This window comes from Rossellomorea sp. ABR4_012 (genome assembly GCF_056159545.1).
Genome location: NZ_JBSWVK010000003.1, coordinates 357,227 through 379,035 on the forward strand (window position 1 = coordinate 357,227; position 21,809 = coordinate 379,035).

The 21,809-nt window shown below is 45.6% G+C and carries 26 protein-coding genes; 19 read left to right on the plus strand and 7 right to left on the minus strand.

The features are described 5' to 3' along the window. Window positions 1-5 precede the first annotated feature (5 nt). The 9 genes from eutL to ACXAFV_RS14880 all read left to right on the plus strand — a co-directional run bounded on the left by eutL (window position 6) and on the right by ACXAFV_RS14880 (window position 6,363). Window positions 6-659, plus strand: a complete 654-nt coding sequence (gene eutL, locus ACXAFV_RS14840) for an ethanolamine utilization microcompartment protein EutL (RefSeq protein ID WP_475127589.1) — start codon at window positions 6-8, stop codon at window positions 657-659. A gap of 33 nt (window positions 660-692) precedes the next feature. After that, a complete protein-coding gene (locus ACXAFV_RS14845; RefSeq protein ID WP_475127591.1) occupies window positions 693-2,216 on the plus strand; it encodes an acetaldehyde dehydrogenase (acetylating) in 1,524 nt (507 codons plus the stop codon). 15 nt (window positions 2,217-2,231) lie between these two features. Continuing rightward, window positions 2,232-2,525: a BMC domain-containing protein gene (locus tag ACXAFV_RS14850; protein ID WP_071617466.1), complete on the plus strand. Its 294-nt coding sequence runs from the start codon at window positions 2,232-2,234 to the stop codon at window positions 2,523-2,525. A 29-nt stretch (window positions 2,526-2,554) separates the two neighbouring features. Then, window positions 2,555-3,208 (plus strand): phosphate propanoyltransferase, encoded by a 654-nt coding sequence (locus ACXAFV_RS14855; RefSeq protein WP_475127593.1) that lies wholly within the window; start codon window positions 2,555-2,557, stop codon window positions 3,206-3,208. Continuing rightward, window positions 3,205-3,858, plus strand: coding sequence for a hypothetical protein (locus tag ACXAFV_RS14860; protein ID WP_475127595.1), 654 nt, complete (start codon window positions 3,205-3,207; stop codon window positions 3,856-3,858). The genes ACXAFV_RS14855 and ACXAFV_RS14860 overlap by 4 nt, the downstream gene beginning before the upstream one ends. Before the next feature lie 17 nt (window positions 3,859-3,875). Then, window positions 3,876-4,160, plus strand: a complete 285-nt coding sequence (locus tag ACXAFV_RS14865; RefSeq protein ID WP_475127597.1) for a EutN/CcmL family microcompartment protein — start codon at window positions 3,876-3,878, stop codon at window positions 4,158-4,160. Then, on the plus strand, window positions 4,160-4,576 hold the full coding sequence (locus tag ACXAFV_RS14870) for a BMC domain-containing protein (protein WP_475127599.1): 417 nt from the start codon (window positions 4,160-4,162) through the stop codon (window positions 4,574-4,576). Before ACXAFV_RS14865 ends, ACXAFV_RS14870 begins: the two co-directional genes overlap by 1 nt. A 36-nt stretch (window positions 4,577-4,612) precedes the next feature. After that, window positions 4,613-5,560: a malate dehydrogenase gene (gene mdh, locus ACXAFV_RS14875; RefSeq protein ID WP_475127601.1), complete on the plus strand. Its 948-nt coding sequence runs from the start codon at window positions 4,613-4,615 to the stop codon at window positions 5,558-5,560. Between the two features lie 332 nt (window positions 5,561-5,892). Then, window positions 5,893-6,363: a hypothetical protein gene (locus tag ACXAFV_RS14880; RefSeq protein WP_475127603.1), complete on the plus strand. Its 471-nt coding sequence runs from the start codon at window positions 5,893-5,895 to the stop codon at window positions 6,361-6,363. A gap of 79 nt (window positions 6,364-6,442) precedes the next feature. Here ACXAFV_RS14880 and ACXAFV_RS14885 read toward each other — a convergent pair whose 3' ends face one another. Then, window positions 6,443-7,216 carry a putative hydro-lyase gene (locus ACXAFV_RS14885; RefSeq protein WP_475127605.1) on the minus strand — a complete coding sequence of 258 codons (774 nt, stop codon included), beginning with the start codon at window positions 7,214-7,216 and terminating at the stop codon, window positions 6,443-6,445. Between the two features lie 715 nt (window positions 7,217-7,931). Here ACXAFV_RS14885 and ACXAFV_RS14890 point away from each other — a divergent pair. Both ACXAFV_RS14890 and ACXAFV_RS14895 read left to right on the plus strand, forming a co-directional pair. Continuing rightward, complete coding sequence (locus tag ACXAFV_RS14890) at window positions 7,932-9,380, plus strand: SulP family inorganic anion transporter (protein WP_475127607.1); 1,449 nt, start codon at window positions 7,932-7,934, stop codon at window positions 9,378-9,380. A 14-nt stretch (window positions 9,381-9,394) separates the two neighbouring features. After that, complete coding sequence (locus ACXAFV_RS14895; RefSeq protein WP_475127610.1) at window positions 9,395-9,814, plus strand: universal stress protein; 420 nt, start codon at window positions 9,395-9,397, stop codon at window positions 9,812-9,814. 187 nt (window positions 9,815-10,001) lie between these two features. Here ACXAFV_RS14895 and ACXAFV_RS14900 read toward each other — a convergent pair whose 3' ends face one another. Together ACXAFV_RS14900 and ACXAFV_RS14905 are read right to left on the minus strand one after the other, a co-directional pair. After that, window positions 10,002-10,940: a nucleoside hydrolase gene (locus ACXAFV_RS14900; RefSeq protein WP_475127613.1), complete on the minus strand. Its 939-nt coding sequence runs from the start codon at window positions 10,938-10,940 to the stop codon at window positions 10,002-10,004. Between the two features lie 256 nt (window positions 10,941-11,196). Further along, window positions 11,197-11,691: a lactoylglutathione lyase family protein gene (locus tag ACXAFV_RS14905; protein ID WP_475127615.1), complete on the minus strand. Its 495-nt coding sequence runs from the start codon at window positions 11,689-11,691 to the stop codon at window positions 11,197-11,199. Window positions 11,692-11,800: 109 nt separating this feature from the next. Between ACXAFV_RS14905 and ACXAFV_RS14910 the strand changes: the two genes are divergently transcribed. Next, complete coding sequence (locus ACXAFV_RS14910; protein WP_475127616.1) at window positions 11,801-12,154, plus strand: winged helix-turn-helix transcriptional regulator; 354 nt, start codon at window positions 11,801-11,803, stop codon at window positions 12,152-12,154. A 57-nt stretch (window positions 12,155-12,211) separates the two neighbouring features. Here the strand turns inward: ACXAFV_RS14910 and ACXAFV_RS14915 are convergent, their stop codons facing one another. Next, window positions 12,212-12,565, minus strand: a complete 354-nt coding sequence (locus tag ACXAFV_RS14915; RefSeq protein ID WP_475127618.1) for a hypothetical protein — start codon at window positions 12,563-12,565, stop codon at window positions 12,212-12,214. Window positions 12,566-12,610: 45 nt separating this feature from the next. Here ACXAFV_RS14915 and ACXAFV_RS14920 point away from each other — a divergent pair, with 45 nt between their 5' ends. From ACXAFV_RS14920 to ACXAFV_RS14930, 3 genes are all read left to right on the plus strand, one after another. Next, a complete protein-coding gene (locus ACXAFV_RS14920; RefSeq protein ID WP_475127619.1) occupies window positions 12,611-13,858 on the plus strand; it encodes an MFS transporter in 1,248 nt (415 codons plus the stop codon). Between the two features lie 371 nt (window positions 13,859-14,229). Further along, on the plus strand, window positions 14,230-14,937 hold the full coding sequence (locus tag ACXAFV_RS14925) for a DNA alkylation repair protein (RefSeq protein WP_475127934.1): 708 nt from the start codon (window positions 14,230-14,232) through the stop codon (window positions 14,935-14,937). Window positions 14,938-15,078: 141 nt separating this feature from the next. After that, entirely contained in the window at window positions 15,079-15,285 is a 207-nt protein-coding gene (locus tag ACXAFV_RS14930) for a transcription initiation factor TFIIIB (protein WP_475127620.1), read from the plus strand. Between the two features lie 63 nt (window positions 15,286-15,348). On the opposite strand, the gene ACXAFV_RS14935 is transcribed toward ACXAFV_RS14930, so the two are convergent. Both ACXAFV_RS14935 and ACXAFV_RS14940 read right to left on the minus strand, forming a co-directional pair. Then, window positions 15,349-16,293 (minus strand): MBL fold metallo-hydrolase, encoded by a 945-nt coding sequence (locus tag ACXAFV_RS14935; RefSeq protein ID WP_475127622.1) that lies wholly within the window; start codon window positions 16,291-16,293, stop codon window positions 15,349-15,351. Between the two features lie 146 nt (window positions 16,294-16,439). Next, on the minus strand, window positions 16,440-17,738 hold the full coding sequence (locus tag ACXAFV_RS14940) for an MFS transporter (protein ID WP_475127624.1): 1,299 nt from the start codon (window positions 17,736-17,738) through the stop codon (window positions 16,440-16,442). 325 nt (window positions 17,739-18,063) lie between these two features. On the opposite strand from ACXAFV_RS14940, the gene ACXAFV_RS14945 reads away from it, so the two are divergent. Together ACXAFV_RS14945 and ACXAFV_RS14950 are read left to right on the plus strand one after the other, a co-directional pair. Continuing rightward, window positions 18,064-18,792 (plus strand): hypothetical protein, encoded by a 729-nt coding sequence (locus ACXAFV_RS14945; protein ID WP_475127625.1) that lies wholly within the window; start codon window positions 18,064-18,066, stop codon window positions 18,790-18,792. Further along, window positions 18,789-19,532, plus strand: coding sequence for a hypothetical protein (locus tag ACXAFV_RS14950; protein ID WP_475127627.1), 744 nt, complete (start codon window positions 18,789-18,791; stop codon window positions 19,530-19,532). The genes ACXAFV_RS14945 and ACXAFV_RS14950 overlap by 4 nt, the downstream gene beginning before the upstream one ends. Before the next feature lie 72 nt (window positions 19,533-19,604). Here the strand turns inward: ACXAFV_RS14950 and ACXAFV_RS14955 are convergent, their stop codons facing one another. Continuing rightward, complete coding sequence (locus ACXAFV_RS14955; RefSeq protein WP_475127628.1) at window positions 19,605-20,321, minus strand: alpha/beta fold hydrolase; 717 nt, start codon at window positions 20,319-20,321, stop codon at window positions 19,605-19,607. 321 nt (window positions 20,322-20,642) lie between these two features. Here ACXAFV_RS14955 and ACXAFV_RS14960 point away from each other — a divergent pair, with 321 nt between their 5' ends. Further along, complete coding sequence (locus ACXAFV_RS14960; RefSeq protein WP_475127630.1) at window positions 20,643-21,053, plus strand: hypothetical protein; 411 nt, start codon at window positions 20,643-20,645, stop codon at window positions 21,051-21,053. Continuing rightward, on the plus strand, window positions 21,013-21,492 hold the full coding sequence (locus tag ACXAFV_RS14965; RefSeq protein WP_475127631.1) for a hypothetical protein: 480 nt from the start codon (window positions 21,013-21,015) through the stop codon (window positions 21,490-21,492). The genes ACXAFV_RS14960 and ACXAFV_RS14965 overlap by 41 nt, the downstream gene beginning before the upstream one ends. The last annotated feature ends 317 nt before the right edge of the window (window positions 21,493-21,809 follow it).

Below are 21,809 nucleotides of genomic sequence, written 5' to 3' on the forward strand. Positions count from 1 at the left end.
CGGAAATGGCATTAGAACGAATTCAGGCAGACATCCTGGCCATTCGGGTCATTCCCAATGTAGACAGCGGATTAGCGAAACATTTCAACCTTGATCCCTATCACAGGAGCCTGGGGATCTTCACCTCCACCGTCGATGATATTGGGTACACAGCTCTTGATGAAGCAACAAAGCGGGCAGAAGTGGAAGTGGTGTATGCACGCTCTTTCTACGCTGGCGCCGGTCATGCTTCAGGTCCTTTATCAGGCGAGATGATCGGGGTCATGTCAGGACCTTCTCCCGATGAAGTGAAAAGCGGGATGGAAGCAGTACTCCAGACGGCGGAATCGGGTGCTTTCTTTGAAGCTTTGGACGCTGATAAGAGTCATGCCATCTATGCGCATGTTGTTTCGCGGACAGGCACGTATCTTTCCAAAGAAGCAGGAATTAATCAGGGGGAGCCTCTTGCCTATCTAATTGCACCGCCGCTTGAAGCGGTCTACGGATTGGACGCTGCCCTAAAGGCCGCAGATGTCGAGCTCGTTAAATTTTTTGGTCCTCCGTCAGAAACGAACTTCGGCGGCGGTCTCCTGACTGGTTCCCAATCAGCCTGCCAGGCAGCAGCGGATGCTTTCCGTGAGGCCATCACAGATATCAGTCACAACCCAACCAGATATTAATCACTGAGAAAGAATCGAAAGGAGCGTGGTAATGTGCAATTTGATAACGATCTCCAGTCCATCCAGGAAATGCGGAACGCTGTCAAACGGGCAAAAGAAGCTCAGGCTGAATACTTGTCCTACAGCCAGGAACAAGTCGATGAAATTGTGAAGAATGTGGCAGAAGCCGCTTATGCGAAATCACTTGACCTTGCCCGGATGGCAGTGGAAGAAACCGGGATGGGGCTCGTAGAACACAAAAAAATCAAAAATGAAGTCGGATCCAAAGACGTCTATGAATCGATAAAAGATGAAAAGACCGTTGGCATCATCGGCGAGGACCGCGTAAATAAAGTGACAGAAATCGCTTATCCCTTCGGTGTAGTGGCAGGCATCATCCCGACGACCAACCCTACTTCGACAGCCATTTTTAAAACACTGATTTCCTTGAAAACGAGAAATGCAATCGTCGTCAGCCCCCATCCACGGGCAGTAAACTGCACAGTGGAAGCATTAAAAATATGCAATGAGGCCGCTGTTAAGGCGGGAGCGCCTGAAGGGTTGGTGGGGTGGATATCCAAACCATCCATGGCTGCAACAAATGAGTTGATCAAACATCGCGATATTGATGTGATCCTCGCAACAGGGGGAGGCGGTCTTGTCCGTGCTGCTTATAGTTCGGGGAAACCGGCTTACGGTGTCGGACCGGGAAACGTCCCGGTTTATATCGAAAAGTCAGCGAAGGTCAACGAAGCGGTCTCGATGATCGTCGACAGCAAATCTTTTGATAATGGCACAATCTGCGCAACGGAGCAGGCGATTGTCGTCGACCGGAATATCCAGCAGATGGTCATGCGCGAGCTGAGGAATAATGGGGCCTACATCCTCAATAAGGAAGAAAAAGCGACTCTTGAAAAAATCATTTCCCCAGCCCCTGGAAAATTGAATCCTGGGATCGTGGGGCAGCATGCAGTGAAAATAGCCGAGATGGCAGGAATCACGGTCCCTTCCGACACACGGGTGTTGATAGCAGAAGAGACCAGGGTCGGAAAACACATACCGTTCTCTATCGAAAAATTGTCGCCGATCTTTGCTTTATATACGGCTGAAAGCTACCAGGAAGCCAAGGATTATTGTATGAAGCTATTAAATCTCGGCGGAAGGGGGCACAGTCTCTCGCTTCATACAACAGATGAGGATGTAGCAAAAGAGGTGGCATTTGAAATGCCGGTGTCCAGGATCATGGTCAATACCCTGTCATCCATAGGTGCAGTAGGAGCGACAACAGGGTTAAAGCCTTCCTTGACATTGGGATGCGGGTCTTTCGGGGGGAATATCACATCCGATAACGTATCCGCCCGCCACTTGATCAATATTAAGAGGATGGCCTATGGAATCAAGAGTCCTTCTATACCGAAAGCATCTACTTCTGATCTCCCGAAGGCAAGAGAAAACGGGAATCAAGAGGTAGAAGAGATTGTCAATCAAGTATTGAAGCAGGTGCCGGGGAAAGAGATGGACCCAGCGAAGATTACTGAAATGGTTAATCAAGTCATTAAAAAATATCAACTAAATTAATTGGAGGAATGAAAAATGAGCAGAGAATTAACAGCATTAGGAATGATCGAGACTAAAGGATTAGTGGCATCTGTTGAAGCAGCGGATGCAATGGTAAAGGCTGCGAATGTGCATTTAGTAGGGAAAGTCCACGTTGGAGGCGGAATCGTGACGGTACTGGTAAGAGGAGATGTTGGTGCAGTCAAAGCGGCTACTGATGCAGGGGCGGCGGCAGCTCAGCGCGTAGGTGAAATCATGAGTGTACATGTCATCCCGCGTCCTCACAACGAACTTGAAAACATCCTTCCGAAGCTAGAGGTAGAAGTCTAAAACCGGCATCACAGTTAGGAGCATGAAGCATGAATAATGAAGCCATTCAAACGATTGTGGAAGAAGTCATGTCCCGATTATCAGTTGGAACAGAGAAGAGGAACTCTGTTCCGATGGCGGTTTCAGCACGGCATTGCCATTTAAGTCAAACAGACCTGGAAGCACTTTTCGGAGAAGGGTATACGCTGACGAAAAAAGCCGATCTATCTCAGCCCGGTCAATTCGCAGCGAACGAAACAATAACAATCGCCGGACCAAGAGGGAGCCTTGAAAAAGTGCGCATTCTTGGTCCTGCTCGCCATATGACCCAAATTGAAGTAAGCCGGACGGACTCTATTAAACTGGGAGTGAAGCCCCCTTTACGGGAGTCAGGTGACATCAAAGGCTCCGCCCCTATTACGCTTGTGGGACCAAAAGGGAGTCTCTATAAGAAGGAGGGTCTGATCATCGCCCAGATGCATATTCATATGACTCCCGAAGATGCTCAGGGTTTCGGGGTCGAAAACGGAGAATATGTGGAAATTAAAGTCGGCGGCGAACGTCCGCTCATATTCGGCAAAGTCCTGATTCGGGTATCTTCCAGGTACAAACTTGAAATGCATATCGATACAGACGAAGCGAATGCTGGGTTAATAAATGGAAAATCAGCATGTAAATTGGTGAAAATCGAGGGGATTCTATGATTGACCGTGAACTGGTGGAACAAATCGTCTTCGAGGTTTTAAAGAAACTTGACCTTTCAGAAAGCCAGCAGGTGTATCATTCAAAGGCCAATCTCTTGCTGATAGGGAATCCATCCAGCCTGGAACCTGCCCATCTATCAAGGCTGGAGTCCAGCTGGAATGTATTTACCTGTGAATCTCTGGAACAAGCGGAATTGCATACTGCAGAAAGAGTGATTTTCCTGGATGCTTCACAGGATCTAATCGTGAAGGGTGCGTTAGGAATAGGGGATACACCGGAAACCGAGCTCTTGTCACGGTGCATCCTGGAATATGTTCCCGTCACAATTATTCCGAAAATACACTTAAACAAGCATTTGTTCAATGGAAATCAGCAAAACTCAGAATATATCAAGCAACTCCACTCTTATACAAAGCTATTATTGAAATTTGGCGTGAAGGTTGAAGCGTTGAACGGTTTCCTCGGTGAAAAGGACGAAGAAAAGAAACAGGCATCCTCATCTAAAGGTAAATCAACACAGCTGCTGACACAAAGAGATATTCAAGATCATAAAGAAGATGAAATACAAGTGGCGAAACAAACAATTATTACCCCTTTAGCACGTGATGCAGCACAAGATCTGGGGAAACGTATTATCGTAATTGATTGAAAAGGGGAGAAGTCATCATGCAATTAGGGAAAGTAATTGGCAACGTATGGGCAACCAGGAAAGAAGATGATCTGAAAGGGTTGAAATTCTTAGTCGTAAAACCTGAACTGCCGGATGGACCTTCAAAAGAAGATCCTTTCATTGCGGTGGACCGAATTGGAGCAGGTGTCGGGGATCAGGTGCTGGTTACCCGTGGAGGTGCAGCTGCCAATATGTCCACTGAACCTAAATTGCCCATCGACTCTCTCATAATCGGAATAATCGACTCGATTGATGTGGAAAAAGAAAGAGGTGAAGGATGATGAGTAGAGCACTGGGATTGATTGAAACAAGAGGACTTATCGGCTCCATCGAAGCGGCGGACGCGATGCTTAAGTCTGCCGATGTCACCTTGGTCAAACAGGAAAAAGTGGATGCCGCACTTGTGACCGTGCTGGTAAAAGGAGATGTAAGTGCTGTTCAAGCGGCTGTCGATGCCGGTGAAGAAGCAGCGAAACGTGTGGGAGAGCTGGTATCTGCCCTGGTCATCCCCCACCCGGATGAAGAGATAGAGAATGTTCTTTTTAAAGATAAGAAAAAACCTGAGGTCAAGTCGGAAAAGGATTCCCAGCCCATAGGAAAACGTGTTCCGAAGAAAAAGCCGGAAGCTCAACCGCCAAAAAATACGGCAAAAAAAGCTGCTGAACACAATGAAAATCAACCACCAAAGGCCCCTTAATCATCAGGTTTAGGTGAGAGAACGGAGGATAGCATCATGGCATTTAAAAGGAAAAAAATTGCAGTGATCGGAGCGGGATTCACAGGTACCACAGCTGCATTGATGCTCGCTCAAAAGGACTTGGGAGATATCGTTATCGTTGATATCCCCTCACAAACCAACCCGACCAAGGGAAAAGCACTCGATATGCTGGAAGCCGGACCTGTACAGCGGTTCAATGCAAAGATTACAGGTACATCAAACTATGAAGACATTCAGGACGCAGATCTTGTTCTCATCACAGCAGGGCTGCCAAGAAAACCGGGAATGAGCCGGGACGATCTTGTCGCAACCAACGAAAAGATCATGAAAGACGTTTCAGAAAACGTGAAAAAATATGCACCGGACAGCTATATCATCGTCCTCAGCAATCCTGTGGATGCAATGACATACGTATGCTTCAAAACCACCGGATTTCCTAAGAATAGAGTCATCGGACAGTCTGGTGTACTCGACACGGCCCGTTTCAATACATTTGTTGCACAGGAGTTGAACGTATCCGTAGAAGATGTCACCGGCTTTGTCCTTGGCGGGCACGGAGACGATATGGTACCGCTTGTGCGCTATTCCTATGCAGGTGGAATCCCGCTTGAAAAAATCCTACCACAAGACAGAATCGATGCCATCGTGGAAAGAACACGCAAAGGCGGGGGAGAAATCGTCAACCTTCTCGGTCAGGGAAGCGCCTATTATGCTCCCGCAGCTTCGATGGTCCAAATGGCAGAAGCCATTTTGATGGACAAGAAAAGAATTCTTCCGTCGATCGCGTATCTGGAAGGTGAATACGGTTACAGCAATGTATACCTAGGAGTACCGACTGTATTAGGCGGAAACGGAATCGAGAGTGTCATCGAAATCTCTCTTACAGGTGAGGAGGCTACGGCACTGAACAAGTCGGTAAAGTCGGTTGAGAAGGTGTTACATCTGCTTGAGGTTAAAAAGTAGTTGGTCAATTAATGGTCATGGGCCGAGTCCTATGGCCTTTTTTGATTTCTGAAAATAGCTTTAGTATTCTGCGTGAAAAGTGACTTGTTTAATGATTGAAGCAAGAAAATAGTCATTTTTTTATATTCCACTATGGTAATATGAGGTTAATTAATTTGCAGAAACTTCAATCAGTCACTGGAGGATAAAACTACAAAAAAAACTACATGAAAGGGATAACTAATTATTCGAAAAATATAAATGGTAATACCTTGGATTTAATGGAAGGAGAAACTTTTCGGATTAAATAATAATCTAGTAAAGGTTGGTTATAAAAGAAGGTGGTGAATTTGTTGAATATAAAAATGATCATTCTACTAATGCTCACTTCTATTATACTGGTACCGCATATCGCTGAAGGTAAAGCATTTGTGATAGCGTCAGAAAAAGCTGGAGGGTATCATTACTCCGTTACTAAAGAAGAGAATACATACACTTGGAAAATTGCTCATCGGGACAAACAAACAGTAATTGAAGAAAATGAGGCGAATGAAGAGCAATTGGAACGATTCAGGCTTTCCGTTGAGGATATCAATACATATATAGTCGAACTGCTGATTTCTGCCGCATACTTTCTAATCGTCATTATCTCGATTCTCATTATTGTAAAGAAAAGTAAAAAAATCCTTAAAAGCGGCTATTTCGTCATCATTGCCTCATTTGCGGTAATCGCCCTATACAACAGCATTTTAACTTTCATTGATTTGAACTCTGCGTTGGAAGAGGCAAACTATTATTATACGATGCTGATATCTTCAACTTAAGAGCATTTGAACAGGTGGGTGCCAGTCTTGCTAAAAGAATTCCTTAAGAAACGTCTGGATCATGATCACATCAAAGCTTTTAAGGACCATTCAAATACTCTTCATTCTTCCAATCTGTCACAAACATATGACCAGGGGCGTGCGTGATCATATAAGGGATTTCAGCTTGAAGCGCTACTGCCTGAGGGGTGACGCCGCAAGCCCAGAACATCGGGGTCTCACCTTCTTGGATTCCCACAAAATCACCAAAGTCGGGCTTTGTGATATCCCTGATGCCGATTTTCCCGGGATCTCCGACGTGTAGTGGGGAACCGTGCATTTCCGGGAATAAGGAGGTGATGTCCGCTGCTTTTTGAACCAGTGAATTTGGAACCGGCCTCATCGACACGACCGTCGATCCTTCAAACACACCCGCTTTTTCAGTAGGGATGGATGTTTTGTACATTGCCACATTCTTATTTTCCTCGATATGTCGGAGCGGGATGCCGCCTTTGATCAGCTGGCTTTCAAAAGTAAAGCTGCAGCCGATTAAGAAGCTGACGAAATCATCTTTCCAGCAGTCATCGATCCGATGCTTCTTGTCCACCAATTTTCCGTGCTCATACACATGGTAGTGGGGGATGTCAGTCCGGATATCGGAACCTTTCGCATACTTTGATTCAAATTGTCCCGCTTCGAGTACTTCGATGATCGGGCATGATTTAGGATTTCTCATGGTGAACAGCATGAAGTCGAAGGCGTATTCCTTGGGGAGGACGACCAGATTGGCCTGTACATAATCTTGACAGACACCGGATGTATGGGTATTGTGGTCCCCGGATCTGATGTTTTTTCTTAGGTCTGACGGTAACATGGTTAGAGGCTCCTTCCTTTGATTCTTGTTGAATGGGTGAAGCGGTTATATGATTCTTTGATTTTTATCATTGTAACATGAATGGGAGGAATGGAAAGTTTGGTGGTTGGGACTTGACTGCTGATGTGTTAAAACTTTAAGGAGCCGGGATGGTAAGGGCTTTAAAATAAAATTGGGCAAAGGGACCTTTCCCTATGTACTTCAAAACATAGGGTCTGACTCCGTGCGAATTTCGCGCGCTGAGGGTCAGACCCTATTTTTATGCTTATTAACCCTATTTCCCAACTCAAATTCATCCTTACAGAAGCTTTTTAGCTGAAAAAAGACAAATTCATCTCTTACAAGCTAGAGAAGGAGATGAATTCGCTGGGTGGAATCAGTGAAATTCCATTTTAGGGCAGTATTCAAGCCACTATCCAGATTTATAAGCCACATTTGAAAAATACAAACCAGTTTCCTGATATACGAGCCAGATTTTAAATATTCAAGCCAAATTCCGATTATACGAGCTACTTAGAATTATTCTAATTTAATCCGGAGAAATTTGATGAGGTTCAAGGTTCAAGGTTCAAAATAGGGGGACGCTTCGATTGGGGCCAGAGCCTATCTTAGACCTGAATCTACTGAAAATGGACCAAGGGACCTGTCCCCGTGGCCCGTAAATGCTTAATTTAATGTGTGATGGCACATATTAAGTGAACAGGAGGGGATGCAAATGGAACAACTTTCTTATAAAGCATCGTGGACTCACAATATTAGAGGCGATATTTTGTCGGGATTAGTGGTTGCTCTGGCTTTGATTCCGGAAGCGATTGCCTTTTCTATCATTGCGGGTGTGGATCCAATGGTAGGTTTGTATGCTTCCTTCACGATTGCCGTAACCATGGCATTTGTGGGAGGAAGGCCAGGTATGATATCAGCTGCCACCGGGGCCATGGCTTTATTGTTTACTAATCTGGTTGCCGACCATGGGATACAATATCTGTTGGCAGCAACTGTTTTAACGGGTATTTTTCAAATCCTCTTTGGAATGTTTAAATTGGCACGATACATGAAATTTATTCCGCGTTCTGTGATGGTAGGTTTTGTGAATGCATTAGCCATTCTCATCTTTTCTTCTCAATTACAACATTTTGAGGGAGAAGAGTGGATTATGTATGGTTTGGTAGGTCTGACACTCGCTATTATTTATCTGTTACCTTATTTAACAAGAATCGTTCCATCTACACTAGTGGCTATCATTGTCGTTACCGCTCTTTCTATTTATATGAATTATGGGGTGCGTACCGTCGGGGACATGGGGGATATAACCCGTTCGCTCCCTGATTTTTTGATCCCTGACATCCCTATTACCTTTGACACGCTGTTGATCATTTTCCCTTATTCCCTGGCATTGGCGGTGGTTGGATTGCTGGAGTCATTATTGACAGCCACTATCGTTGATGACATGACCGTAACCGAAAGTGATAAAAATATAGAGAGTAGAGGGCAAGGCATTGCCAATATTGTGACAGGCTTCTTTGGCGGGATGGCCGGATGTGCCATGATCGGTCAATCTGTCATCAACGTCAAATCCGGCGGGAGAGGAAGATTGTCTTCCTTGATAGCAGGGGTATTCTTAATGTTCTTGATCGTTGTACTAGGGGATATTGTCGTCCAAATTCCAATGGCAGCACTCGCAGGGGTCATGATCATGGTTTCGGTCAGTACCTTTGACTGGAATTCCTTGCGTACCCTTCATCTTGTTCCTAAAAGTGATGCGGTTGTGATGATCATCACTGTGCTGGCTGTCGTTTTGACTCATAATTTAGCCATTGGCGTGTTTACAGGAATCTTATTAAGTGCCATCTTCTTCGTTTCAAAGATTTCGCAGATCCGCGTGGAAAGTAAATTGGAAGGAGATATAAGGACGTACAAGATATTCGGAGAACTGTTCTTTGCTTCTGTAACAGATTTGATAAAGAAATTTGACTACAGCGAAAATGTGAAAAGTGTTGAGCTCGATCTCAGCCACACCCACATTTGGGATGATTCCGCTGTAGCGGCAATCGATAAGATTGTATATAAGTTTGAAGGCAGCAATATTACCGTAAAGGTAAAAGGATTAAATGAGGATAGTACAGAATTAGTAAATAAACTGGCGAATAAACTTGGATCGCATTAAAAGGGGGAATCAATATGTATAAGAAAATCCTATTGGCTTCAGATGGATCCGAACACTCCAAGCGTGCTGCTGAAAATGCTATTCATATAGCGAAGTGCAGCAAGGATTCTACCGTTGAAGTCGTCTATGTAGTGGACCATGATCGCGTGAAGTCAGATGTTTTGAAAAATTGGAACTCAAGTGAAATGGGTGATTCCCGCATCGAGAGGATGAAGGATGTGGAAAGGATCGCAAAGGAAGAGGGGGTTTCATATACACTGACCATTTTGCATGGGGAACCTGGCCCAATCATTGTAGACTATATTAATAAAAACGATATTGATATTGCCATCATCGGGAGCAGAGGCTTGAACGGTCTTCAGGAGTTTGTCTTAGGAAGCGTCAGTCATAAGGTAGCCAAACGAGCCAATTGCCCTGTTCTGATTGTGAAGTGATTGATCCCGCAGATGTATAGGGTTTGACCCAATGTGAAAGGCAAAGGTGAAAGGCAAAGGTGAAAGGCAAAGGTGAAAGGCAAAGGTGAAAGGCAAAGGTGAAAGGCCCGTCCCTCGTTACGGTAAAGCTTTACCGTAACGAGGGACGGGCCTTTGGAGTGGGCCGGGGACCTGTCCCCGCGGCCCGCTATTTCTCCCCGGAAGAACTCATCACTTCGATAAAGTCCTTTACAAACGCTTCATAATCCAGTTCGAGATAAATATTGATGTTTTTTTCTGCCGGTTTGGAGCTGACTCTGAAGTCGGCGATCGAGGTACCCATTCCGCTGCCTGCGGTGAGGACCTCGACTTCCCTTCTGATGGTTTTGCCCATTGACGGGTTGACCATGAGGGAGAGGGTCACGACGTCGTGCATGGGTGCACCGTTGATGCCGGGAATGAGCTTTTTGTAGGCGTTTATATAATAGTTCATGACGTCGTCCAGGATTTGGACGAGAGGGTGATCGGTCATTTCAAGGATGGTTTGTACGTGTTCCATTGTGATGATTGCTTTGTTTGTGACGTTCAGGGGTGCGAGATAGATATCATCGAAGTCGGTCATTACCAGGTGTGAAGCGGTCGGATCACCGTAAAAGTTGGCTTCGGCTGAAGGGGTGACGTTACCTGGAACTAAAAAGGCACCACCCATAATATAAAATTCCTTTACGTCTTGTGTCAGGTCTTCCCCTAAAAGAAACAAAGTGGCAAGTGATGTGTTTCTCCCTACATCCACAACCGTAAGTCCCTTGTTGTTACGGATGATGGTGTATAGTTCCGAGAAGTTGGTGAGCTCTACTGAAATATCTTCTGGGGGACGTATAGGGCCAAGTCCTTCCTCACCATGGATTTCTGGATAATACGTAGGCATCTCACCTGACAAAGGGGCGTTGGACCCTCCGATGATGGGAACATCTTCCCTTCCGGCCAGTTTCAATAAGTAGGCGATATTATCTGTCGACTGCTTCTTGTCGACATTTCCATAGCTGGATACAATGGCGAGGACTTCGATCTCAGGGTTGAGCAGTGCGTACATGATGGCAACCGAATCATCGATGCCAGGATCAGCAAACAGAATGATCTTTTTCATCTTTCATTCTCCTTACATTCAGTTTTAGGGGGTTTTTATAGCGTATCGAATTGGGGAAGAGATTATTCCATTGGTGGGACTTTCAGTTTATGAAGTTGAATCGGTGAAGGGTAGGTATATAAGCACAAGGTGTGAAAATGGACGCTTGAACGCCTGCGTTGTGACAGGGAATAAATTTGCTGGACCGGCCATATCACCAGCTTTATTTTATGAATAAAGGCAAACACGACAATGTGTTTGCCTTGGTCTCAAAGATTTAATAAGCACCTTCTGAATAAGTCAGCTCATAGCTGTGTGTATAGACTTCAAAGATGTTTCCGAATGGGTCTTCCACATACACCATTTTAAATGGTTTTTCCCCAGGGTAGTACTCTCGGATCGGCATGCGCTGTTTGCCTCCGTGGGCTTTGATCTTTTCGACGATGCCTTCAATGTCAGGATCCTGGACACAGAAGTGGAAAATCCCTGTCTTCCAATATTCGAAGTTATTTTCAGGCTGTTCATTATGATGGAATTCAAACAGTTCGATCCCGATTTTGTCACCCGTTGAAAGGTGAGCGATCCGGAAGCTTTCCCAATCGTTTCCGAATACATCCCGGCACATCTGTCCGATCGGTGTATCGTCATTTTTGACTTCAGATGGTTCCATGATGACATACCACCCGAATACTTCCTTATAAAATTTCACGGCTTGTTCCACGTCGGGGACGGAGAGGCCGATATGAGAAAAAGATCTAGGATATGGATGCATGTTGTATACCTCCTATTTATATTTTGACAAGTCTTATTATAAATCCGTAAGCTTTTATTATGTAAGAGTGCACTTTTTTGTGAGAAACTAACCTAAAGGTAAGTAAGGGGTGAATGAGAGCTTGGAGAAGAACGTGCAAGTCGATGATAAAGGCAAATTGAAATGTTCGATTGAATATACATTAAACAAAATCGGTGGTAAATGGAAAACCGTGATCCTTTGGCATCTGAGCGTTGAAGGGACGTACCGTTACAATGAACTGCGGCGTCTATTGCCAGGGGTTGCCCATAAAGTATTGAGCCAGCAGCTGAAGGAACTAGAGGAAGATGGATTGATCAAAAGGAAGCAATACAATGAAATCCCTCCGAAGGTTGAATACTCGGTAACCGGGAAAGGCATGACGTTGAAGCCGGTTTTAGAGGCGATGCATAGGTGGGGGACGGAGCAGGCTGAAGAGTGTTGATGAGAGGGCTGGCATTATCGTGTCAGCCCTTTAAATATGGTGCCAGGTTCTTCTGCTTCAAAAGCAAGGAAACCTTCCCTGTTCGCTCAAGGGGTGAAACGTGGATACCCCCTGGCTATGCAAAAAGCCGATGCCCAGAAAAAGGACAGGAAGGCGTTGATAAAAACCGTTGCCACCCAGCTTTTCCTCTGCTACGATTATCTTACCTATAATAGAAACGGGGGTTTTTCTTTTGACAGCTTCGATGAGATTGCGTTCCGGTATGTCAATTGCGAATTGAATACGTTTGGGGGCTCTGCCTTTGTTCAGGGCGATGGGATAGATCTGTCTGTCTTTAAGAAAAACCAGTGTTTGACGGTTGTTTTTAAAAGAAGGGAGGAGTCTCCCTTCTTTTTTGTTGCCATTGAACATGCATGAGCCGGTTTTTATCAACTTAATAGAAACGAGTGATAGGAAATGGAAATGGTCAAACACAATGATAAGGAAAATTGGCTGAGGAATATCATTCTCTTTTTGAGCAGCCAGACGATTTCGCTGTTCGGATCGGCGCTGGTGCAGTATGCAATCATGTGGCATATCACATTGACGACGGAGTCCGGTCTGATGATGACGCTGTTCATCATTTGCGGGTTTATCCCTACCTTCCTTTTGTCACCGGTTGCAGGTGTGTGGGCGGATAGATATAACAGGAAGATGTTGATCATGCTGTCGGATGGGCTGATCGCGTTTTCCACGCTGATCCTGGCGATTCTCTTTTTGATGGGCTACGACTCGATCTGGCTGCTGTTTGTCATGGCAGCGGTCCGAGCACTTGGGACCGGTATTCAGACACCTGCCGTCGGGGCGATTTTGCCGCAAATCGTGCCGAAGGATAAATTGACGAAGGTGAATGGGGTGAATGGAAGCATCCAGGCTGTCATCATGTTCGTGGCCCCGATGGTCAGTGCGGCACTGCTCGCAATGGCGTCGATTGAAACCATCTTTTTCATCGATGTGGTTACGGCTGCGATTGCCATCTTCACACTGCTAGCTTTCTTGAAGATTTCGGTGCATCAGAAGGCAGCGGATAAACAGACGACGAGCTATTTCAGCGACTTCAAAGAAGGCTTGCAATATGTCAACAGCCATGGATTCCTGAAGAAGTTCTTCCTGTTCTTCGCAATTTTCTTCGTGTTGATGGCCCCGGCTGCCTTTTTGACGCCGCTGCAAGTGACACGGAGTTTCGGCGATGACATCTGGAGACTGACCGCGATTGAGATCGCCTTCTCTGTCGGTATGATGGCGGGAGGTGGAATCATTGCCTCATGGGGCGGGTTCAAGAATAAGATTGCAACCATGACATTCGCAAGCCTGATCATGGGGTTCTGCACCTTTGCGCTTGGCGCCGCCCCGATTTTCTGGGTGTACCTGGTGTTCATGGTCCTATTCGGCATCGCCATGCCGATCTTTAATACACCGACGATGGTGTTGCTGCAAGAGAAGGTTGAAGAAAACTTTCTCGGAAGGGTCTTCGGTGTGATGGGGATGATCTCGACCTCGATGATGCCGATCGGCATGCTGATCTTCGGACCGATCGCGGACATCATCGACATCGAATGGTTACTGATCGGAACAGGTGTGTTTACCATCCTGCTCTCCGTCATGCTTGGACGCGATCAAGTATTGATCGAAGCTGGGAAACCTGTGGTTAGCACTGAAGTATAAGGAGCAAGGAGAGAGCTGTCATAGAGGCAGCTCTTTTTTTGGTAGAGGAAAAAACAGGATCGAAAGAGAATACTAATACTAAACGGGAAACTGATAAGGAGGACTGGGATATGAATAAGGAAATCACACAGGAAAGCGAATTGCCGAAGATAAGCAAGCCTGCGGAGCGCGGGCTTCATAACGCTGGGTTTTACCGGCTGGAGCAATTTACCGAAGTGACGGAAAACGATATTCTGAAGATCCATGGGGTCGGGCCGAAAGCTGTGAGGATTTTGAAAGAGACTCTAGGCGAGAAGCGGCTGTCGTTTGCCGGAAATAAGAACGGGGAATTAGACAAAGCAGGAGTGAAGGAAGTGAAGGATGCTGAGAATCTGGATGCCGAAACGGTGATGCGGGAACTCGAAGCGCTCGGCAAGGAACGGTCGAAGAAAATGTACATATCCAATGGGGCGATGGAGCCGGTATTTGGCGTTGCGACCGGTGCGATGAAGCCGATCGCGAAAAAAATAAAAATCAATCAGAAGCTGGCGGATGAACTTTACGCTACCGGAAACTACGACGCCATGTACTTTGCAGGCATCATCGCCGATCCGAACGCCATGACCGAGGAAGATTATGACCGCTGGATGAACGGTGCGTATTTTTATATGCTGTCGGATTATGTGGTTGCCGTGACGCTCGCTGAATCCCATATTGCACAGGAAGTTGCCGATAAATGGATCGCGAGCGGGGAAGAGCTGAGGATGTCGGCGGGCTGGAGCTGCTACTGCTGGCTGCTCGGGAACCGGAAGGACGATGAGTTTTCCACAGAGAAGCTTGCGGGTATGCTTGAAAAAGTGAAAGAGACCATCCATGATGCGCCGGAACGGACGAAATCCGCCATGAATAATTTCGTGTACACAGTAGGGATTTCCTATGTGCCGCTCCATGAAAAGGCGGTCGAAATCGCGAACGAGATCGGACCGGTTGAAATGAAACGGGACGGTAAAAAGAGCAGTATCCTGAAGGCTTCCGAAGATATTCAGAAGTTTGTGGATAAGGGGAAGATCGGGTTTAAGCGGAAGTATGTGAGGTGTTAGAAGCATGGGGAAGTGTTTCCTGATACAAAATCGGGAACCTTCCCTTTGTTTTATTCGTATGTAAAGTAAGATATCAAAAGTGGAACCTGATAGGTCAGCAAGGAAGTGCTGTCGTTTTAGGTCCAGGGGGGAGGTCTTACAATGAACAATCCAGAGAGGGCAACAGAATGTCCAAAATGCGGAGGTAAAGAACTGGGCATCGGAAAACATAGCGGGTATGCGGTGATGGCCCCGGTAAATAAAATCAGTATGGGATCGAACGTGGAATACGTTATTTGCACGGATTGCGGGTTCATCATTGAAGGGTATGTGAAGAAGCCGGAGAAGTTTAAGGGGACGTTGATATAGTGTATTGAAATAAGGGTCAAATCACGGTAAACGTTTATATCAGGATTAGACCCTTTTTCAATTCTATTCAGCATAAAATCTATATACTTTAGAAAGGTTGTCCCCGATTCCTCCAACACCCTTCCAATTTTTATAGCTGGATGGAGTCTGGAAGTCGGATACAAACGATTCCAATGAGACCTTTTTTTCAATTGCTTCTTTCGTTTCTTCCTGTAAAAAGGATATATAACCTTCTATTTGATCAAGAAGTTCTTCTCTTCCGAATTTCCCATGACCAGGGACAAAGAGATCAATCTCCATTTCCTTCACTTTCTTCAATATGCTGCTGAATTCTTCAGGATTATATATGGGTACATGCAGTTCTTCCGTGACTAAATCTCCCATGAAGGCAATTTTTTCTTGGGGCAAATACATGAATGTATCACTCGGAGTATGCCCTCCGCCAAGACAGTGCAATTCCACTTTTCTTTTTGAACCTTCGATGATCAATTTCTCCTCAAATAAAACGGCCGGCAGAACAATTTCCATATGGGGTAAGTCATCAAGCACGTTCGACATTTCGTTATACTGATTCGTCAGGCTTGATTTGATGATGGGATCTTGGGTGAGTTCGATTTGTTTTTTTATGTTAGAAAGGTATTCTTTCGTATCTTCGATTTCTTTCTCGACATCATCCAGTTTGTTTTTTTCTTTGGACCATTCCTTCGTAAGGGACGTGGAAATGATGGTTGAATCAGTGAATGCCTGGTTACCGAATACGTGGTCCCCGTGGTAGTGGCTGTTGATGAGGTACTTTACCTTTTTTCCTGTAAGGGATTCCGCTTGTTTTCTTAACTCATGGCCGGCTGAAGGAGTGGTGAATGAATCGAAAACCAATAATTCATCACCGAGATCCACGATCCCCGCGTTACTCCAGGCACCTTTTCCCGGGATTGAAATCGCGGCATAAACGCCGTCGGACAGGGTGTATATATGAAAGAATTCTGTCTTTGTTATTGCGGTTGTCAAGATTGTTTCCCCCTTGTAACGATCTAGTTCACTATATTATTTTCCATCGAGGGTATGAATTCCTGCATATGAACAGCACAAAGGGTCCGTCCCACGTATGATCCAAGGGGGCAGACCCAATTTTCTAATGATGAACTTTCTTTGTTTCAGCCAGTTTGCCTCGACCCCATAAGAAACCATATCATTGCTGGAATGAGTACAAGCGATATAACTCCTCCGCCAATGGAAAGAGCAGGATAGCTGGAGAAAGCTACGATGACGCCTGACAGCACGCCGCCTGAAGCCCCAGCCAATGCAACGAACACGTCCACTGATCCCTGGGTTTTTGCTCGTGTGGCAGGATCTGTTGAGTCGACAAGGATCGCAGTCCCGCTGATGAGTCCGAAGTTCCAGCCGAGGCCGAGAAGTCCGAGTGCGACGGAGAGAGCCGGGATCGAATTCGGCGGTGCCATCGCTGCAAGGATTCCGGAAGCGAGAAGCGTGAGGGCAGATGCGAGAACCATGGGCATCCGTCCGATTTTGTCCACTAGGACCCCGGTGACAAGTGACGGAAGGTACATCGCACCGATGTGGATGCCGATGATCAGACCGATGGCCGTCAATCCATGTCCGTGATGCCCCATATGGACAGGAGTCATCGTCATGACGGCGACCATGACGATCTGAGTCAAGATCATGACGGACGATCCGAGGAAAATGCCCCGTCTGTTACTTTGGGAAGAAGTGGACGCTTCAGAGACAGTGCTCCCACCTGCTGATTTCAATGGTGCAGAAAGAGCTTTTGCCACGATATATGGGTCTGGGCGCATAAGCGCAAAGATGACAATCCCGGCCAGGATGTATGCAGCTGATGCCAGAATGAATGGTCCGCCCAGAGGCGGGATGCCAATCGATTCGGCAAATCTGCCCATCACATCAACCAGGTTAGGTCCAGCCACCGCCCCGAATGTGGTGGAGACCATGGCAAAGCTGACCGCAGTCGCTCTTTGTGACGGTTTTGCCAAGTCTGTCCCTGCATAGCGCGTCTGCAGGTTAGTCGCAGAACCCGCACCATAAATCAAAAGCGATATGAAAAGAAGGGTGATGGAACTGGTGACAGACGCGGCGACTGCTCCGATTGCGCCGATGCCCCCGATGATGAAACCGATAGAAAGGCCGATCCGTCTTCCATGTCGTTGAGACTGCCGTCCGACAAAGAGGGCGGCCCCGGCTGAACCAAGTGTGAACAGGGCAACCGGTACGCCTGAGAAGCTGTCCGTCCCGAGCATATCCTGAGCCAGAAGCGCGCCTACCGTTATACCGGCAGCAAGCCCGGCGCCACCAAAGACCTGTGCGATCATGATGATGATTAACGTGCGTTTATAGAGAGCCTGCTGGTGGTCGGAGGAGTCCTGACACCTTGTGATGGCTTCTTCATTGTGTATGAAACTAGTATTTGTCTTCATCTGTTATTCATCCTATTCAGGGAAATTAGTGAGAAATTGCGATTATCAATCTTTGATTCTCCTAAAGAATTTATGAAAGTCTATTCAATTATATACGTAAGCAGGTATAGAGGGAAGGGGAATTATGGAAACCTTGGGTACCTTGGTCCATAATTGAACCGCGGTACCTGTCCCTGTGGTCCGCCTCACCGAAGGCCCGTCCCTCGTTACGGTAAAGTTTTACCGCAGCGAGGGACGGGCCTTTTGGTGGTTGGTAGTTAATGTTAAAATAAAGGATTATAATGGAAGTGGTTTTTAGTTTAAGTAGAGAAAGGAAAAGGGGATCATGTTTAATTTTGATTTTGGAACCGATGCTGTATCCGTAGGGTTGGATGTGGCTGCCTGGGTGCTTATCGGGTTGGCGGCTTTTAGGCTGTATAAAAAACAGCAGGTGAAACCTAAAGTATGGAAGATTGTTGTTGTCATAGTGGCAGGGTTGTTCTCATTCTCATTTAATTGGGAGCTGTCAGGAACGATGTTGAAGATCCCGGTATTACCGCTTGGCGTGTGGGTCTTGTATTGGATTTTAAATAGAGTAGAAGACAGGTGGGACAATTACCGATCGTTTGCCTGGCTTGGGTTCGCGGGGAATTTCATTTTCCTTGCGGCTGCCTTGGTTTCGATCCCGCTTTATTCATTGGTGTATCCAGGCAGCGATGCATCAACCCACATAGCAGATGCGGGTATTGCTTCGATCGTCGCCACTCATCCGTCAGGAGAAGCGGATATGGTCCTCGATAAAGATAGATTAGTAGACCAGCTGCCATCTATGAAGCTGGAAAAAGTACAAAGTGCCTCATGGTATGAAGAGATGTATCACCAGTCGGAAGGTAAACGAAACAAAAATGAGCGTTTCCCTTATCAGCTGATTGGAGCTTCATCAAAGTGGGGAACCGGGATGAATCCGGTCATCTATGTGGAGGATGACGGGAGAGGAATCCTTATCACCACCTATCGCGACCAACTCTATTTCAGGTTCAATGATTCGGTCTTAAAGGAGGGGATGGCAAGGTGACTGGGAAAAAGAAAAGAATATTCATAGGAGCCGCCATCTTATTTCTTGTCGGGACTTTTGCAATCTACTGGTTTTATTTTTCAAAACCTGCTTCTCTTCCGGGTGCACAACAGATAATGAAGGAAATCAATGAATTACTGCCTGAAGCAGATGCCGGGGAGATCCAGGAGACGATTCTGGTCGACGATAAGCATGCTGTGGCCCCTTTTAAGTCAAAAGAAGGAACCTATGGTGTCAGCAATTGGGTCTGGAAACATCACGAATGGAAGCTCGTCACTGTGCGGACGGCAGGGGAACCGAAGATATGGAAAGTCGATCCGGATGATCCGTCGAGCTATCACATCGTCTGGAATATCGACCCTGCAGAAGGCAGTCTCCATACGTTGAATTATTATTTTATCAGGGAGCGGTATTATTCCATTACTGGTGATAAGCATCATTACGATCCGAGTATCCAGATGAAAGAGGAAGTCTCTTTTCAGGAGCAGCCGTATGGAGTCATGAAGCTGCCGGATGATTGGGCTGCCGTGATGGAAGCGATGGATGATGGAAGCTCTGGGAGTGGGTCATTAATCGTTGATGATTTTATTCAAAAGCCTCATTTGAGTTTTGGATGGATTCCTCTCGATGAAAAGGGTGAGGAGTCTTTTCCTGAAGACGCGGTAAATGGATCGAGTATTCAGACTGGGAATGTGCAGGAAGAGCATATGATGATTCTTAATTTGGAGGAGGTAGAGTGAGGAGATGCGGCATGGGGACAGGTCCCGGTTCCCGGCTAGCAGGGGGATCTTCTGTCCCCTTTGTTCTTCCTTTTACATTATTCTATTCAACCATTCTGCTAAATCCCGAACCATCTCAGCAGTAAAAACATGATTCACACCTTTATGAATCTTGAACTCTACATTCGTCCTTTTTTCACTTTCCGTTAAGTATCGATGGTAGTCTTTCTGCCCCTCAATCGATATGATTTCATCAGAGTCCCCATGAATCAGGAGGACGGGTGAAGGTGGGTTCACTCTTTCTATTGGATCATACTCTCTTAATCTCTTCTCTTCAGCATGCGCGATCTTTCCCCGTCCATCCTTCGTTCTGAATAGCTTTTCCGCCAACAAAAACGATCCGGAACCGTTTATATTGGCCAGCCCGGAAATGGCTGGTTCACGGGCGAAGATTCCATTTGCAATGAATCCACCCATCGAACTTCCGGCAAGAACGATATCCTCTTTACGTTTTCCCAGGGCAGTGACAAATTCGTCAAATTCATCGATGCTTTCAAAAATCGTTTGCCAAAAGTAACGCTGCGTTGTATCCGGATCAAAGTGATTTTCTAGCGGCTGCCTTGTATCGTGGTAGATGATTTCAGGGATGATGACCTGATATCCTTCTTTAGATAATTCCTCCGCTACATCAATATATCCAGCAGCAGACCCGCCCCAGCCGTGATAGATGATCACTGTTTTATGACGATTAACTGCTTCAGCGGGTGGGGTAGAGTAATATTTATATTGGTTGGTGTTATGGTTTTGCATAGTAGACCTTCTTTCGGTAAAGTGTGGTGTCCCCGGTATCTTCCTAATAATCAATGGTTGTATCTCCAAGAATGAATATTGGAGGGAATCAATGCTATTAAGAGAGTGCTTGCAACAGCAGTTCATGAAAAAATTCCCATATACACTCTTCTTTATATTACCATATTGGTCTATATCGTTATTGAAAATCTATGACTAAACATAACTGTGAATATCCAAAATATAGTAAAATGTAATAATATAAAAATTTCTGACTGAATTTCGTGAACTCTCATGCCCGAGGCTTAAAAAAGCAACCCACGATAGAACGGAGGCCCCTTGTTGATTATCAAAAAATGGATACTCATCACCATCCTTTCGCTCGCTTGCCTGATCGGCATCTCGGGTTATTGTATCTATCACTACCCTATTGTGGAAGATCACTATGATGAATTGACGATTACGAAAAATGGACAGATTGTTTACGTCATAGATGATCAGGAAGAGATTCGTTTGATAAAAGACATGATCAATACCAGTCCCAGAAGCTTTCATCCCCAGAATGGATTTCGTTATGATTATCTGCCTCATGGTGTATTCATCTTTAAGAATGGAAATGAGAAGAAAGAGGTAGCATTTGTGATGCCGAAAGGGAATGTGGTGACGAAATATTGGGAGATCAAGACGGCTTTTGTTATTGGTGGAGACCCCAATGAACATGGAAAGCAGAAGATTTTGGGACCGGGTTTTTGAATTTACGAAGGGAAAAAAGGGGGTGTTTCCCATAAAGAAAATCATGCTGGCAGCTTTCGTATTGAGTATCCTGGCAGGGCTTTATTTTCTTATCATCCGCGGTAATCCCGTTGAGTATGTAGATCTGCGCATAGAAGAGGCTCCAGAAACGATCCAGAAAGTGTTGCGGGAGCGTGAAGGCACGCTCGGCTTTCAAATTTTTCAGGAGGGTGAGTATACCTACATTTATTATAAAAGTGAAGACGCTCACGATGAATATACCACCACGGATGTCAGTTTGAAGGAAAGAAGAAGGAGAGTCGTCGTGACGGCAAGAGTTGCTCATGCAACGAATGACGGTGATGTGAAGTACTATGATCTGTTGAGGATCGATCATGTAGCGGAGGAAGATATGATTCTTGAGGAGAAGATAGATGTTCCTTACTTGAGGAGAAGATAGATGTTCCTTAAATGATAGGGAAGGAATCAAGGGGGGACTGCTGGATGAATAAACTCAAGAAGCAGGAAATATGAATCTATTTGTTTGTTTTTAGCTGAAAACCAATCTGATTAATTAAAAAAAGACAAATTTATTTTTACATGCTTACAAAGGAGTTGAATCAGGGGGCTGAAAGCTGCAAAACCTCATTAAGGGACAGGATTCAAGCCGGATTTTCATTTTTTAAGCCACTTTCCAGATTTACGAACCAGATTTGAAAAATACAAGCCAGGTTCCTGATATACAAGCCAAATTTCAATTTTACGTGCCACTTAGAA

What these genes read in the sequence shown, in the direction of transcription:
- eutL (WP_475127589.1), top strand. Translation starts at nt 6, where the DNA reads ATGGCATTAGAACGAATTCAGGCAGACATCCTGGCCATTCGGGTCATT.
- ACXAFV_RS14850 (WP_071617466.1), top strand. Translation starts at nt 2,232, where the DNA reads ATGAGCAGAGAATTAACAGCATTAGGAATGATCGAGACTAAAGGATTA.
- ACXAFV_RS14855 (WP_475127593.1), top strand. Translation starts at nt 2,555, where the DNA reads ATGAATAATGAAGCCATTCAAACGATTGTGGAAGAAGTCATGTCCCGA.
- ACXAFV_RS14860 (WP_475127595.1), top strand. Translation starts at nt 3,205, where the DNA reads ATGATTGACCGTGAACTGGTGGAACAAATCGTCTTCGAGGTTTTAAAG.
- ACXAFV_RS14865 (WP_475127597.1), top strand. Translation starts at nt 3,876, where the DNA reads ATGCAATTAGGGAAAGTAATTGGCAACGTATGGGCAACCAGGAAAGAA.
- ACXAFV_RS14870 (WP_475127599.1), top strand. Translation starts at nt 4,160, where the DNA reads ATGAGTAGAGCACTGGGATTGATTGAAACAAGAGGACTTATCGGCTCC.
- mdh (WP_475127601.1), top strand. Translation starts at nt 4,613, where the DNA reads ATGGCATTTAAAAGGAAAAAAATTGCAGTGATCGGAGCGGGATTCACA.
- ACXAFV_RS14885 (WP_475127605.1), bottom strand. Translation starts at nt 7,216, where the DNA reads ATGTTACCGTCAGACCTAAGAAAAAACATCAGATCCGGGGACCACAAT.
- ACXAFV_RS14890 (WP_475127607.1), top strand. Translation starts at nt 7,932, where the DNA reads ATGGAACAACTTTCTTATAAAGCATCGTGGACTCACAATATTAGAGGC.
- ACXAFV_RS14895 (WP_475127610.1), top strand. Translation starts at nt 9,395, where the DNA reads ATGTATAAGAAAATCCTATTGGCTTCAGATGGATCCGAACACTCCAAG.
- ACXAFV_RS14900 (WP_475127613.1), bottom strand. Translation starts at nt 10,940, where the DNA reads ATGAAAAAGATCATTCTGTTTGCTGATCCTGGCATCGATGATTCGGTT.
- ACXAFV_RS14905 (WP_475127615.1), bottom strand. Translation starts at nt 11,691, where the DNA reads ATGCATCCATATCCTAGATCTTTTTCTCATATCGGCCTCTCCGTCCCC.
- ACXAFV_RS14915 (WP_475127618.1), bottom strand. Translation starts at nt 12,565, where the DNA reads ATGTTCAATGGCAACAAAAAAGAAGGGAGACTCCTCCCTTCTTTTAAA.
- ACXAFV_RS14920 (WP_475127619.1), top strand. Translation starts at nt 12,611, where the DNA reads ATGGAAATGGTCAAACACAATGATAAGGAAAATTGGCTGAGGAATATC.
- ACXAFV_RS14930 (WP_475127620.1), top strand. Translation starts at nt 15,079, where the DNA reads ATGAACAATCCAGAGAGGGCAACAGAATGTCCAAAATGCGGAGGTAAA.
- ACXAFV_RS14940 (WP_475127624.1), bottom strand. Translation starts at nt 17,738, where the DNA reads ATGAAGACAAATACTAGTTTCATACACAATGAAGAAGCCATCACAAGG.
- ACXAFV_RS14945 (WP_475127625.1), top strand. Translation starts at nt 18,064, where the DNA reads ATGTTTAATTTTGATTTTGGAACCGATGCTGTATCCGTAGGGTTGGAT.
- ACXAFV_RS14955 (WP_475127628.1), bottom strand. Translation starts at nt 20,321, where the DNA reads ATGCAAAACCATAACACCAACCAATATAAATATTACTCTACCCCACCC.
- ACXAFV_RS14965 (WP_475127631.1), top strand. Translation starts at nt 21,013, where the DNA reads ATGAACATGGAAAGCAGAAGATTTTGGGACCGGGTTTTTGAATTTACG.